General features: G+C 63.7%; 18 protein-coding genes. 8 read left to right on the top strand and 10 right to left on the bottom strand.

Annotated elements, in window-relative coordinates; all coding sequences use genetic code 11:
• On the bottom strand, nt 1-250 hold a 250-nt coding region (locus tag VK804_RS27875), incomplete at its 3' end, for a hypothetical protein (protein WP_325376223.1).
• A 276-nt stretch (nt 251-526) separates the two neighbouring features.
• Between VK804_RS27875 and VK804_RS27870 the strand changes: the two genes are divergently transcribed.
• Nucleotides 527-1648, top strand: a complete 1122-nt coding sequence (locus VK804_RS27870; protein WP_325376221.1) for an NAD(P)/FAD-dependent oxidoreductase — start codon at nt 527-529, stop codon at nt 1646-1648.
• 63 nt (nt 1649-1711) lie between these two features.
• Here VK804_RS27870 and VK804_RS27865 read toward each other — a convergent pair whose 3' ends face one another.
• A complete protein-coding gene (locus VK804_RS27865; RefSeq protein ID WP_325376219.1) occupies nt 1712-1897 on the bottom strand; it encodes a YdcH family protein in 186 nt (61 codons plus the stop codon).
• A 240-nt stretch (nt 1898-2137) separates the two neighbouring features.
• On the opposite strand from VK804_RS27865, the gene VK804_RS27860 reads away from it, so the two are divergent.
• On the top strand, nt 2138-2344 hold the full coding sequence (locus VK804_RS27860; RefSeq protein ID WP_079538570.1) for a YdcH family protein: 207 nt from the start codon (nt 2138-2140) through the stop codon (nt 2342-2344).
• 49 nt (nt 2345-2393) lie between these two features.
• On the opposite strand, the gene VK804_RS27855 is transcribed toward VK804_RS27860, so the two are convergent.
• Nucleotides 2394-2771, bottom strand: a complete 378-nt coding sequence (locus tag VK804_RS27855) for a response regulator (RefSeq protein ID WP_325376216.1) — start codon at nt 2769-2771, stop codon at nt 2394-2396.
• 215 nt (nt 2772-2986) lie between these two features.
• Here VK804_RS27855 and VK804_RS27850 point away from each other — a divergent pair, with 215 nt between their 5' ends.
• Nucleotides 2987-3193: a hypothetical protein gene (locus VK804_RS27850; protein ID WP_325376214.1), complete on the top strand. Its 207-nt coding sequence runs from the start codon at nt 2987-2989 to the stop codon at nt 3191-3193.
• A 190-nt stretch (nt 3194-3383) separates the two neighbouring features.
• On the top strand, nt 3384-3635 hold the full coding sequence (locus VK804_RS27845) for a hypothetical protein (RefSeq protein WP_325376212.1): 252 nt from the start codon (nt 3384-3386) through the stop codon (nt 3633-3635).
• Nucleotides 3636-3762: 127 nt separating this feature from the next.
• Here the strand turns inward: VK804_RS27845 and VK804_RS27840 are convergent, their stop codons facing one another.
• Both VK804_RS27840 and VK804_RS27835 read right to left on the bottom strand, forming a co-directional pair.
• Entirely contained in the window at nt 3763-4920 is a 1158-nt protein-coding gene (locus VK804_RS27840) for an epoxide hydrolase (RefSeq protein WP_325376210.1), read from the bottom strand.
• 81 nt (nt 4921-5001) lie between these two features.
• On the bottom strand, nt 5002-5709 hold the full coding sequence (locus VK804_RS27835) for a GGDEF domain-containing protein (protein ID WP_325376208.1): 708 nt from the start codon (nt 5707-5709) through the stop codon (nt 5002-5004).
• 136 nt (nt 5710-5845) lie between these two features.
• Here VK804_RS27835 and purE point away from each other — a divergent pair, with 136 nt between their 5' ends.
• From purE to VK804_RS27815, 4 genes are all read left to right on the top strand, one after another.
• Nucleotides 5846-6334, top strand: a complete 489-nt coding sequence (purE, locus tag VK804_RS27830) for a 5-(carboxyamino)imidazole ribonucleotide mutase (protein ID WP_325376206.1) — start codon at nt 5846-5848, stop codon at nt 6332-6334.
• The gene (locus VK804_RS27825; RefSeq protein ID WP_325376204.1) at nt 6331-7440 is read left to right on the top strand and encodes a 5-(carboxyamino)imidazole ribonucleotide synthase; all 1110 of its coding nucleotides are present in this window, start codon (nt 6331-6333) and stop codon (nt 7438-7440) included. The genes purE and VK804_RS27825 overlap by 4 nt, the downstream gene beginning before the upstream one ends.
• Before the next feature lie 172 nt (nt 7441-7612).
• The gene (rpsU, locus tag VK804_RS27820; protein ID WP_079538579.1) at nt 7613-7921 is read left to right on the top strand and encodes a 30S ribosomal protein S21; all 309 of its coding nucleotides are present in this window, start codon (nt 7613-7615) and stop codon (nt 7919-7921) included.
• Nucleotides 7922-8114: 193 nt separating this feature from the next.
• Nucleotides 8115-8702: a tetratricopeptide repeat protein gene (locus VK804_RS27815; RefSeq protein WP_325376200.1), complete on the top strand. Its 588-nt coding sequence runs from the start codon at nt 8115-8117 to the stop codon at nt 8700-8702.
• A 7-nt stretch (nt 8703-8709) separates the two neighbouring features.
• Here the strand turns inward: VK804_RS27815 and VK804_RS27810 are convergent, their stop codons facing one another.
• From VK804_RS27810 to VK804_RS27790, 5 genes are all read right to left on the bottom strand, one after another.
• Nucleotides 8710-9654 carry a hypothetical protein gene (locus VK804_RS27810; protein ID WP_325376199.1) on the bottom strand — a complete coding sequence of 315 codons (945 nt, stop codon included), beginning with the start codon at nt 9652-9654 and terminating at the stop codon, nt 8710-8712.
• A 96-nt stretch (nt 9655-9750) separates the two neighbouring features.
• The gene (locus VK804_RS27805) at nt 9751-10035 is read right to left on the bottom strand and encodes a cupin domain-containing protein (protein WP_325376198.1); all 285 of its coding nucleotides are present in this window, start codon (nt 10033-10035) and stop codon (nt 9751-9753) included.
• A 14-nt stretch (nt 10036-10049) separates the two neighbouring features.
• Complete coding sequence (locus tag VK804_RS27800; protein ID WP_325376196.1) at nt 10050-11144, bottom strand: ionic transporter y4hA; 1095 nt, start codon at nt 11142-11144, stop codon at nt 10050-10052.
• A 51-nt stretch (nt 11145-11195) separates the two neighbouring features.
• Nucleotides 11196-12002, bottom strand: coding sequence for an alpha/beta hydrolase (locus tag VK804_RS27795; protein WP_325376195.1), 807 nt, complete (start codon nt 12000-12002; stop codon nt 11196-11198).
• 91 nt (nt 12003-12093) lie between these two features.
• Nucleotides 12094-12983: NAD(P)(+) transhydrogenase (Re/Si-specific) subunit beta (locus VK804_RS27790; RefSeq protein ID WP_325376194.1), on the bottom strand; the 890-nt coding region annotated here is incomplete at its 5' end.

The raw sequence follows: 12983 nt of genomic DNA, 5'->3' as shown, positions 1-12983 counted from the left end.
AACCCTTGACCTTGTGCAGCGCCGACAAGATCCATACCGCGATCGATGCCAATAGCGCGCAGACGACGATACAGCCGATCAGCAATTCTCCGACCACATCGGGATCGATCGGGCCGATCGGGCTCGCCGGCGCCAGGTCATCGGAGAACGCCCATGCGCGCCCGAGCGGCAGCATGGTAGCGATCAGACACGCCCCGGCCCACGCCGGAATCGATACCCTGCCGCCTGCCTGCCAATTCTTGCCAGCCATCATTCACCCGCGGATTTCTGCGCCGCAGTGTCTGGCTTCACGGGTTTGGATCAGGTAAACGCGTACCCCTGCGATCTGAAAATGCTAATCAAATTACGGCAATTGCCCTGACATGATTAATGCTTCACTAACGGGGCGTCGGTTCGAAAGCGTACGAATCCAACGGGTCGTTCGAGAAGACCCTCCCAAGCTGAGCCATGCTGCGCCAGCGCTACCGGGTGCGTGCCACGTCGAGGCGGCGCCGGACAAGAACACGAGCCCGGAACAGCACCGCTAATGGAAAAGGTTGAATGCGTCGTTATCGGAGCAGGCGTGATCGGTCTTGCCGTCGCGCGGCGGCTGGCGCAGGCCGGCCGCGAGGTGATCGTGCTGGAGGCGGCCGAGGGGATTGGTACCGTCACCTCGTCGCGCAACAGCGAGGTGATCCACGCCGGCATTTACTATAAAGCTGATAGCCTGATGGCGCGGACGTGCGTCAGCGGCAAGCACGCGCTTTATCGATATTGCCGGGATCACGGCATCCCGCATCGCAATTGCGGCAAGCTGATCGTCGCGACGACGGCAGCGGAAACCGAGAAACTGCAAGCGATCAGGGCGCACGCGCAAGCCAATGGCGTCGGCGACCTGAAAACCCTAACGGGCGCCGAGGCGCGCGCGCTGGAGCCGGCGCTGAATTGCGACGCCGCGCTGTTGTCGCCCTCCACCGGCATCATCGACAGTCATGCCTACATGCTGGCGCTGCGCGGCGACGCCGAGGATTCCGGCGCGGCCTGCGCCTTCCATACGCCGCTGCTGCGCGCCAGAGTTGTCGGGGACGGAATCGAACTCGACGCCGGTGGCGAGGCGCCGATGTCGCTCAAGTGCCGGCTTCTGGTCAACGCCGCCGGGCTCAACGCGCCGCTGCTCGCGCGCGGCATCGACGGCATGCCGATCGAACTGATACCGCCGGCCTATCTGGCGAAGGGAAACTATTTCAGCTGCAGCGCGCGGGCGCCGTTTTCGCACCTGATCTATCCGGTGCCCGAGCCGGGCGGGCTCGGCGTCCACCTCACCCTCGACATGGCGGGACAGGCCCGATTCGGTCCCGACGTGGAATGGGTCGATCACATCGATTACGCCGTCGATCCCGCGCGTGCGGAACGATTCTATCCGGCGATCCGGCGCTATTGGCCGACGCTGCCGGACGGCGCCCTGATGCCGAGCTATTCGGGAATACGTCCGAAGATCGTGCCGCCGGCGGTGGCCGCGCAGGATTTCCTGATCCAGGGACCGGCCGACCATGGCGTCGACGGGCTGATCAATCTGTTCGGGATCGAATCGCCGGGGCTGACGTCTTCGCTCGCGATCGCGGACCATGTCGGCGAACTGGCAGAGGCGTCAATCACGGCCGCCAAGTAGCCGCCTCGGCGCTCATCCCTGGATGAACGCGCCGCTTCCGTGACCTGTCCAGCGCAGGATTTTCTAGTGGATAGTTTCCTCGGCGGTATGTCTCAACCGCTCGATCGCGTCCTTGACCATCAATTTCCGGCGCTTCAGTTCGACAATTTGCAGGTCGTCCGTTGAAAGGTGAACGAGAGCTTCGTGCAGTTCGTTCTCGAGCGTTTTGTGTTTGCGTTCCAGTTCAACGAGATGCGCCTGAATTGCCATACGAAACCTCCTCGGTTGGATTAAGACCTCAGATTCGATCCGGACGAGCAATTGTACACGAGCCGGCGAATCTGTCGATGGGTATCGAAAAGTGCACGGTCATTTTTCCGCGCCCATCTGTAACGAATCGTGAGCAGGGAACCCGCCTTGGCTTGCACGGGGGCCCGGCAGGGACGATATTCTACGGCGGTTTCCGGACAACCATCGCAACTCATCCGCGTTTTTCAGCTAACGTACACCATGACCAACGAAGATGAGCGCGAACTCGAAAACGAGCTCGCACGGCTGCAGCAGGAACACCGCGATCTGGACGCGGCGATCGATGCGCTGCATCAATCTCCGGCGCCCGATTTGTTGCGACTGCAACGGCTGAAAAAGCGCAAGCTGCAGCTTCGCGACCGCATCGCCTTCATCGAAGACCAGATCACGCCCGATATCATCGCCTGACCTTGTTCCCCTGGGCGCAAGCTGAAGCCCAATAGTGGGCCTGAGTTTTTCACGCCGGGCCGGTCAACTCCCGCAGCACGCCGGTCACCTGGACCGGGCTGTAGGGCTTCGGCAGGAACCGGCCGCCGGCGGGCAAGTCGGCTTCCTCGACATCGACGCTGGAAGTCGCGACGATCTTGATCGGCGGCCAGCGGCCGCGAATCGCGCGCGCAAGTTTCAACCCGTCCATCGAGCCTGGCATCTGGATATCGGTGAAAACCACCGAGATGCCCCGGCGAGCTTCCAGAATTTCGATGGCTTCATCGGCATTCGAAGCCTCAATGGCATCGAAGCCCGCGGCGGCGATGATATCAACCGCATCCATGCGGAGCAGAAACTCGTCCTCGACGATCAACACCACGGGCCTTCTGGACTCGACGAGACCCATCGTCCCACTCCCAGCGAATTGGCTATAAGCGCCGGATATTGTTTTGGTTCCGGCCTCGCAGGTTAGAACCGTTCGCAGTCGCCGCGGCGGACGGGCCTGCGATCCGCTTCCTTCTGGGCTGGACCGAAGCGGTTTTGGCCTCCTTCGCCACTTGACTCCGTGAGAACAAAATAGGAACATCCATCACCGCCTTCAACCAGCCAGGGGTTCTCGCCATGTCTGACGCTTCTTCACCCTCCGACAGCAGCCGGTACGAGCAGGCCTGTGACCAGGCGATCGCGATGTGCGACGGCAACCTGCGCAGCACGATCAAGGCGCTGATCATGGCCAACGAATATCTGGAAAATGAATTGATGGAATTGCAGGCGGCGGTTGCGTGCGGCTGCGCGCCCGCCGAATTGTCGGCCAGCGATGCTGCCTAGAGCATGATCCGGAAAAGTGGGAGCCGGTTTTCCATCGCGACAAACGCGGAACGCGTTTTCGCGGAGATCATGCTCAAACAAAAAGATAGAGCGGGATGACGATTCGAAGAAAAGTCATCCCGGTCTAGGGCTCTGACTGAATCAGAACCCGCTCGAAGAAGCTCTGATCGGTCGAACCGGAGTGAGTACGATGGCCGATGTCACCTATTACGTCGCACTGCCGTTCCTGCAGGATGAGACCGGCTCGCCGGTCGCGGGCGCGGCCGAGGAATGCCAGAGTTCGGCGGCCGCGCTCCGCCGCGCCGAAGTTCTGTCGAGAGCCCCCGGCAGCATCGGCGCAGTCGCCTTCAGCCGTACCGGCGATCCCATGATCGGCGAATTCGGCGATGCCAAACTGCTCAGGAAGTTCGGCGCCGTGCCGGATGACCTCGGCGCGTTGTAGAGCGTTTTCGAGCGAAAGCCTGCCCCGCACTTGATGCGGGGTGGACACCGGTTCGCGTGAAGAAAACGCGTCAAAACAAGAGTCTGGAGCTTCGGTTCTGATCCAATCAGAACCGAAGCTCCAGGCGTCATCGCAATTCCCGGAAGAAGGCGCGCACCTCGCCGGCCAGCAGTTCCGGCTGTTCCAGCGCGGCGAAATGCCCACCCTTCTCCATCACGCTCCAGCGGCGAATATCGGCGAATACGCGCGCCGCCGCGCTGCGCGGCGGCCTGAGAATTTCGCGCGGGAATTCGGCATAGCCGGTCGGAACCTTGATCGTGTCACCTGCGGGAAAGATCGCCGAGCCGTGCAGGCGGGCATAATAGGGCCAGAACGATGAGCCGATCGCCCCGGTAAACCAGTAGAGCGAGATATCGGCCAGCATGCGGTCGCGGCTGATCGCGCTCTCGACATTGCCGCCGCAGTCGGACCAGGCGCGGAATTTCTCCACGATCCAGGCGGCAAGGCCGGCCGGCGAATCCGTCAGCGCGAAGGCGAGCGTCTGCGGGCGGGTGCCCTGGATCGCCTGATAGCCGGCCTCCTCTCGAAACCAGTGCGCCAACTCGCCGAGGTAGCGCTTCTCCTCCTCGCTCGGATTGGGAAAGGCGGAAGGGTCGCGGCCCGCGGCCATCATCAGATTGATGTGAATGCCGATCATGCGATCAGCATGCGCGTAGCCCAGCCGGCTGGTGATCGCGGCGCCCCAGTCGCCGCCTTGCGCGCCGAACCGGGCAAAGCCCAGCACGTCATGCATGAGGGCGGCAAAACAATCGGCCATCTCGGGGACGCCGAAGCGTTTCTGGCCGGGCTGGAACGACAGGCCATAGCCCGGCAGCGACGGCGCCACCACCGTGAACGCATCGCGCGCGTCGCCGCCGAAGCGGGCCGGATCGGTAAGACGCGGGATGATCTCGAGAAACTCGAACACCGAGCCCGGCCAGCCATGCGACAACAATAGCGGCATCGGATCGGGGCCGACGCCTGCTACATGCAGATAGTGCAGGTCGATACCGTCGAGTTTGACCTTGAATTGCGGAAAGGCGTTCAGCGCTGCTTCTTCCGCTCGCCAGTCGAACTCGTTGCGCCAGTATTCGGTGAGCTTGCGAAGATAAGCGACGTCGGTGCCATAGGCCCACGGCTCACCGGGCGCCTGGTCCGGAAAACGTGCACGGGACAGACGCTCGCGAAGGTCGGCGATATCGGCATCCGGTACATGGAGCGTGAATGGGGTGGGCTTGATGGTCATGATCCTGCTCGCTGCAGCGGCCGTTCAATTCGGCAACCATTAGCTGCCCGGCCGGCAGCACCGTCAAGCCATCGAGAGGTGTCACACTTCATGCCGGCGTTGCGCCTTGCGCACATACATCGCGCGGTCGGCTTCTTCCAACGCACGCCCTGCTTCCACGTGCGGCCCGAGAAGGGCAACGCCGGCCGATACGCCCGCGGTGACGTTGCGGCCGCGAAACCTGAAACTGAGCGCGTCGATGGCTTGTTCCAACGCGGCCGCCTTCGCATGCGCGTCGGTCTCGCTAAGATTCCACAGCACCAGCGCGAATTCGTCGCCGCCGAGCCGGCCGATCACGTCGGAGGCGCGCACCTCGCGCAACAAGGTTGCAACGATCGCCTTCAATACCTGATCGCCCGCCGCATGCCCGAAGGCGTCGTTGATCGGCTTCAGGCGATCGACGTCGAGCACGATCAAGGCGCCGTTTGCATGGTAGCGCTTGATGTAGGAGATCGAACGCTGCAGCTCGCGTTCGAAGCCGCGCCGGTTCGGAATATTCAGCAGGAAATCGGTATCGGCCGACGCTTGCAGTTCCTCGACGCGCTCGAGCGCCCGCGCCAATTGCGCCCGGAGCCGGCGTATCGCCGGCTTGGCGTCATCGGGCGCGCCCGGCGGCCGAAGCGCCGAGGCTGCCTGTTTGAGCGGTCGCGCGCGCGGCCGCTTGGGCTTGACGCTTTTGCGGCGTTTCGAAGCCTTGTTCGAAGCCTTTTTCGAACCCTTGGGGGCGACCCCTCCGATTTTCTTCTTCATGGGCCTCTTTAAGAAGACTTGCCGTGATTCACCAAGACAGGATAGTCCATTCCAGACCCCTTGCCACGCCTTGCCGAACCTTGGGCCGATCCTATAATCCGGCCTATGTTTTTGGATTCCCGAAAGAATTGACCGAATGCCCGCTCTAGTCGCCATCATCATGGGAAGCCAGTCGGACTGGGAGACCATGCGCCATGCGGCCGAGACCTTGAGCACGCTCGGTATCACGAGCGAGAATCACATCGTCTCGGCGCATCGGACCCCGGACCGGATGTTCGCCTTTGCCCGAGGCGCCAAGGCGGCCGGATTCAAGATCATCATTGCCGGGGCCGGCGGGGCCGCGCATCTGCCCGGCATGACCGCCTCGCTGACGGAACTTCCGGTGTTCGGCGTGCCGATCGAATCCAGGGCGCTGTCGGGCGTGGATTCGCTCTATTCGATCGTCCAGATGCCCGCCGGCGTGCCGGTCGGAACGCTGGCGATCGGCAAGCCCGGCGCCATCAACGCCGCGCTGCTGGCGGCGAGCGTACTCGCATTGAACGACCCGGCGCTGTCCGGCAGGCTTGCGGCCTGGCGCAAGGCGCAGACCGGGGCGATCGCCGAGCGCCCGGAGGGATCTGCGTGAGCGCCTCGCATCAGGTGAAGCTCAAGCCCGGCGACACCATCGGAATTCTCGGCGGCGGACAATTGGGCCGGATGCTGGCGATGGCCGCGGCGCGGCTCGGCCTGCGTTGCCAGGTATTTTCGCCGGACCCGGATTCGCCGGCGTTCGACGTCGTGCTGAACGCGACCTGCGCGGAATATGCCGATGTCGAGGCGCTGGAATTGTTTGCCAACGACGTCGACGTCATCACCTATGAATTCGAGAACGTGCCCTCGGCGGCAGCGTTAATCCTCGCCGCGCGCCGCCCGGTGCTGCCGGAGCGGAAGATCCTGGAAACCACCCAGGATCGCCTTGCCGAGAAGGACTTCGTCAAGCGGCTGGGCATCGGCACCGCCGACTATGTCGACGTGTCCTCGGCGGCCGAATTGCGGGCGGCGATCGGGCGCATCGGGCTGCCGGCCGTGCTGAAGACGCGCCGCTTCGGCTATGACGGCAAGGGTCAGGCCATCATTCGCGAAGGCAACGATCCGGACCGGGTGTGGGCGGATCTCGGCACAAAATCCGCCATCCTCGAGGCCTTTATCCCGTTCGAGCGCGAGATTTCGGTGATCGCGGCACGTTCGGCCGACGGCCATGTCGAATGCTTCGACGTCACCGAAAACGAGCATCGCGACCACATCCTGAAGATCTCGCGCGCGCCGGCCGGCATCTCCGCCGAACTGGCGGCTCGCGCGATCGCGATCGCGGAGAAAATCGCCAACGCGCTGAATTATGTCGGCGTGCTCGCGGTCGAAATGTTCGTGGTGCCGGAAGTGACCGGGCCCAAGGTGCTGGTCAACGAGATTGCACCCAGGGTGCACAATTCCGGACACTGGACGCTCGACGGCGCATCGATCTCGCAGTTCGAGCAGCACATCCGCGCCATCGCCGGCTGGCCGCTGGGCAAGCCGGTCCGCCACGGACCCGTCACCATGACCAACCTGATCGGGGACGACATCCTGGGCTACGAACAATGGCTGGCCGTCCCCGGCGCCACCGTGCACCTCTACGGCAAGGGAGCGCCGCGCCCGGGCCGCAAGATGGGGCATGTGACGCAGGTCGGCATAATTCCGTCGAAATCCGCCTGATCGGCGGCAAATATCCCGCTTCGGCCGAACCAAATCGCGGTGAATGGCCTCGTTGCGGTGGACATCTGCGCCTTTGTCTGATACATCCGCGCCCTCAAGGTTAAGGGCCAGGCCTTTCGCCAGCCTTTCGCTTTACAGAATTCCAAACCGATCAATGAAAAGAGGATGCCGCGTGCAGGTTCTCGTTCGCGATAACAATGTCGATCAAGCCCTCAAGGCGCTGAAGAAGAAGATGCAGCGCGAGGGAATCTTCCGCGAGATGAAGCTCCGCGGCCACTATGAAAAACCCTCCGAGAAGAAGGCCCGTGAAAAGGCCGAAGCCGTGCGCCGTGCGCGCAAGCTGGCGCGCAAGAAGCTGCAGCGCGAAGGCCTGCTGCCGATGAAGCCGAAGCCGGTGTTTGGCGCCGGTCCCGGCGCCGAGCGCGGTGGCCCCGGCGGCGGTCGTGGCGGCCCGGGCGCGGGTCCGCGCGGATCGCGCTGATCCAATATTCTTGATTCTTGCAGTTTGAGTTCGATAACGCGGGCCTTGGTGCCCGCGTTATTAATTTTGAACGATGCATTTTATGGCGCGGCGGGCTAGCATGCCGAGTTAGCCGCGCGAGCATTCCGCATAGATGGCAATTCCGGTTCCCCATCGTTTTTCCGGAGCTTCGCGGCTCGGTTGGCGTGCATCCTTGCCGATCGTCGCGATCGCAATCGCGCTCTGCGGCTGCTCGATCAATCTGGGATCGTTGACGCCGGGGTCCGATAGCGAGGCGCCGAAGGCGGCTCCGGGCGGAGCCATGGTGGCCGATGCGCAGGCCCACAACATCCACGCCCAGGCGCTGGCACGGTCGGGAAAGACCGAGGAAGCACTTGCCGAGTTCAATGCAGCGATCGAGCTCGATCCCCACAACGCTGACGCGCTGTACAATCGCGGCCTGCTCTATCAGGCCCAACAGCAGCATCCGCTTGCGATCGACGATTTCAGCGCCGCGAACGGCCTGACGCCGCAGCGGTCCGAGCCTCTATTGGGCCGCGCCATCTCTTATCTCGCCATCGACAAGGTCAAGGAGGCCGCCGCCGACCTCGACGAGGCCGCGGCGGCCGATCCGCAGAACGCCCAGATCTGGACCACCCGCGGGATCGCCTATGAACGCCTCGGCGACAAGAACAAGGCCGCGGGCTCCTACGCCCGGGCCATCAACCTTCGTCCCAAGGACGAGGCGGCACGAAGCGGCTTTGGCCGCGTCGGCGGCAAGCCCGGCCAACTCTACGAGTAGAAGCCGGCTATTTCGGCAAGACCGCGTGGAACACCGACTTCGCCGCCAGCAGCATGTCTTGGGCGACATTGGTGTGTTCGCGTCTCGGCGGGTCCACAACCACGACCTCGGCGCGCAGATCGAGCGGCGGCGAAGCCTCCGGAATGTCGGCCGGCGGTATCGGGCGGGACGGATCGTCGATTGCGCTGCCTGCGGGGTAAGTCGGCGCGGCTGCCGGCGCAGCCGGCTGGGCGTTATAGGTTCCCGCGGCCGGCGTCGAGACCATGATCGGTGGCGGAAGCGGCCGGACCGGCTGCGCCGAGGCGACCGGCGCGATCCGGGGCGCATCGGAAACGCGGGCGGCTTCCTGCGGACGCGGCGGAGCTTCGGGAGTGCCGCGCAAACGCTCGATCGCGGCGCGCGCCAGATCATTGGCGTCACGGCGATCGTCGGGGGCTGTGGACGCTTCGGCCGACGGGGCGGTATTTGGCGGGGCAACGACGGGGGCGACGGCGACTGCCGACGGCGCAGGCGCAACTGGCGCCGGAACAGCCCTGGCGACAGCCTTTTCGCGCGGGGCTAGCGGATGACGACGCGCATCCGCGGGGATGCTCGCGGTCTCCGCCGGCAGGTCAGCGGATTTTTCCACGGGCTTTTCGATCGGCTTTTCGATCGCTTTTTCAGCGGGCTTCTCGGCCATCGCCGGCCTTTCGGCGGCGGTTTGCTCGAGCATGGCCCGCTCCGAAATGCCCTTCGCCTTGACCCCCGGCTCGGGAATATTGCCGGCGTTCGCAGGCGTCGCAGCTACCTTGGCGTCGGCCTTCTTCGGACTGGCCGGGGACGCCACGGTGGCTGGGGGTGCTTCCACGGCGGGCCTGGAGACGATGTAGTGATTGACGACCCAGGCGCCGATGATGGTCGCAGCGACCGAGGGCAGGATGTCCATCGCAATTTTCGTCAGGTATTTCAGCATGCCGTCCTCTCTCCGCAGCGGTTAGATGCGGAAACTTTGAGGCACATTGAGGGATCAACTGCGACCGATCGGTGGCAATTGGCCAAATGGCGTTGCTTATGGTTTCAATTCGACTTCCAGGAACACGATCTCCTGGGCGGTCTCGTTGAGAACGTCATGCTCTACGCCGGCTTTGCGGAAGTAGGATTTGCCGACGGAAAGCTGCGCCTTGGAACGTTCCCCACCTGATGCCACGATGGTCATCTCGCCGGAAGTCACGGGAACAATGACGTAATCCATCTCGTGGATGTGATGGCCGGTGGCGCTGCCCGGCACCAGCCGCCACTCGGTGACGCGGACCTCCGCGGTGTCGACCTGGACATCCGATTTGGCGCTGATCATCTTAAGGTCTCCCCTCAGGGCACGAACACCAGGAATACAAATACGGCAAATACCACCATATGGACCAGCCCGAACAGGATGTTGGTGCGGCCGGTGGCGAAGGTGAGCATGCTGAGCAGGAAGGTCATCACCAGCAGCACCATGTCCTGCTCCCTCAGCCCAAGCACCAACTGCTTGTCGAGCGCATAGGCCGCCACCGCGACCGCGGGGATCGTGAGCCCGATGGTTGCAAGCGAGGAGCCCAGCGCAAGGTTGATGCTCTTTTGCAGGTCGTTCTTGCGCGCGGCGGCGACCGCAGCGACGCTCTCCGGCAACAGGATCAGGAGCGCGACCAGCACGCCGGCAAAGGCCGGCGGCGCGCCGATCCGCAGCGTCGCAAAATCGACCACCAGCGAGAATTTCTTGGCCAACAGCACGACTGCCAGCAGCGAAAGGAGCAGCAGCGCTATGCTCAGGCCGAGCATCCGGTTCGGGGTGTGCGTCCCGTCGGCGGCGCCGGCAGCCTCGCCTACGAAATAGCTCCGATGCCGGACGGTCTGGGTGTAGAGAAACACGCCATACAGCAGCATGGTCACGACGCTGACAAAACCGAGCTGGCCAGCCGAATAGACCGGCCCCGGGGTGGTCAAGGTGTAATTCGGCATGATCAGCGTGATGGTCGCCATCACGATCAGCACGCTGAGATAGAGGCCCGACCCCGAGACCTGGACGTCCTGCTCACGATAGCGCAGCCCGCCGGCCAGGATGCAGAGGCCGACCAGGCCGTTGCAGACGATCATCACCACCGCGAACACGGTGTCGCGCGCCAGCGTGGGCACCGGCTTTTCGCCGAGCATGATGGTCGCGATCAGCGCGACCTCGATCACGGTGACCGCAAGCGTCAGCAGCAGCGTGCCAAAGGGCTCGCCGATCCGCTCGGCGATCACCTCGGCATGATGCACGGCCGCAAACACCGTGCCGAACAGGATCACCAGCAGCGCGGCGGCAAACAGAAGGCCCGCCGCCGATGGCGTGAAGGTGAAACCGAGCGCAGTGGCGCCCGCAAACAGCAGGACAGCCAATGCGGGGAAAATCCATGCCGATCGCGGCATCGGGCCGTGTGCGCTCATCCATCGATCCCCAATTCCAGAACGGCGTTATGCGCCAATTCGCCGCGCGGGTCAGCCCCCTGTCGCGCCGATGAATTGTCGTGCCGCATCCATCGCGCCAAAATTGTCCAGGTCATTGTGCCCGCCGGCGTCGAAGCGAACGAACTTCTTGGACTCGTTGGCGAGCGCGAACAGACGCTCGCCAAGGGCAATCGGAATCGTGGGGTCGCGCGCACCGTGCATGACCAGAAGCGGCACCTTGACCCGCGCGATGCGCCGGTCGGAATGAAACGGATCTTTCAGGACCAGGCGGACGGGGAAGATCGGAAATGCGGAAGCCGCGACATCGGCGATCGACGTGTACGGCGCCTCCAGGATCAGCTTGCCCGCGGGCTGTTCGGCCGCCAGCGTCACCGCAACGCCGGTCCCGAGCGAAAAGCCCCAGATGACGATCCTGTCCGGGCTGTAGCGCGCGGTCGTGAAGGCATAGGCGGCCGCCGCATCCTGCAACAGGCCCTGCTCGCTGGGCTGTCCGCTGGAACCGGCATAGCCGCGGTACGACAGGGCGACGACGCCCGTTCCGTCGGCGATCAGTTCGTGAAAGCGGCCAAAGAAACCGGCGAGAAAATCGCCATTGCCATGGAAATAGAGCACCACGGGATGGCCGGGCTTGGCCGGAACATGCCAGACGATGACGTTTTCGCCGTCGGCAGTGGTCAGTATGTGCTCTTCGGCCTCGGGAAAGCCGGCGGCGGCTGGCGGCGTTCGTCCGGTTTGCGGGATCGGAAACAGAAACGAACGCTGCAGCAGGAAGAGCGCGGCAATGCCTCCGGCATAGCCGAGCAACGCGACGATCACGAGCCATTTCAGGATGGTCATGGCGCGGCCACCAACGCGCTCGTTGGCGCAGTACGAACGAGGCTGGCGGTCATAACAATTCGACGACGCCCGAGCACCGCGCGGTCCGCTCTCACATCCCCTTGACGATGTTCTCGGTCATCTTCTTGGCGTCGCCAAGCAGCATCATGGTGTTGTCGCGGTAGAACAGCGGATTGTCGATGCCGGCATAGCCTGAGGCGAGCGAGCGCTTGATGAACATCACGGTGCCGGCCTTCCAGACCTGCAGCACCGGCATGCCGTAGATCGGCGATTTCGGATCGTCCTCGGCCGCCGGATTGGTGACGTCATTGGCGCCGATCACGAAGGCGACATCGGCCTGGGCGAATTCGGAGTTGATGTCCTCAAGCTCGAACACCTCGTCATAGGGCACGTTGGCTTCCGCCAGCAGCACGTTCATGTGGCCGGGCATGCGGCCGGCGACGGGATGAATCGCGTACTTCACCTCGACGCCCTCCTTCTTGAGAATGTCCGCCATCTCGCGCAACGCGTGCTGCGCCTGCGCCACCGCCATGCCGTAGCCGGGCACGATGATCACCTTCGACGCGTTCTTCATGATGAACGCCGCGTCCTCGGCGTTGCCGCTCTTGACGTGACGATCCCCCGCCGGGCCGCCGGCCGCCGCGACGCCGCCGTCATTGCCGAACCCACCCAGGAGCACGTTGAAAATGCTGCGATTCATGCCCTTGCACATGATGTAGGACAGGATGCCGCCCGAGGCCCCGACCAGCGACCCGGTGATGATCAGCGCCAGATTCTGGATGGTGAAGCCGATACCGGCCGCGGCCCAGCCCGAATAGCTGTTCAACATCGATACCACCACCGGCATGTCCGCGCCGCCGATAGGGATGATGATCAGCAACCCCAGCCCGAACGCCAGCAGCGCGATCAGCCAGAACACGAACTGGCTGCCGGTTGCGACGAACAGCACGATCAGCACCACCAGCAGGATGCCGAGTGCCA

Source organism: Bradyrhizobium sp. (genome assembly GCF_035484855.1).
In the GTDB taxonomy this organism is placed as follows: domain Bacteria; phylum Pseudomonadota; class Alphaproteobacteria; order Rhizobiales; family Xanthobacteraceae; genus Bradyrhizobium.
This window is presented reverse-complemented; position numbering and strand designations above follow the sequence as displayed.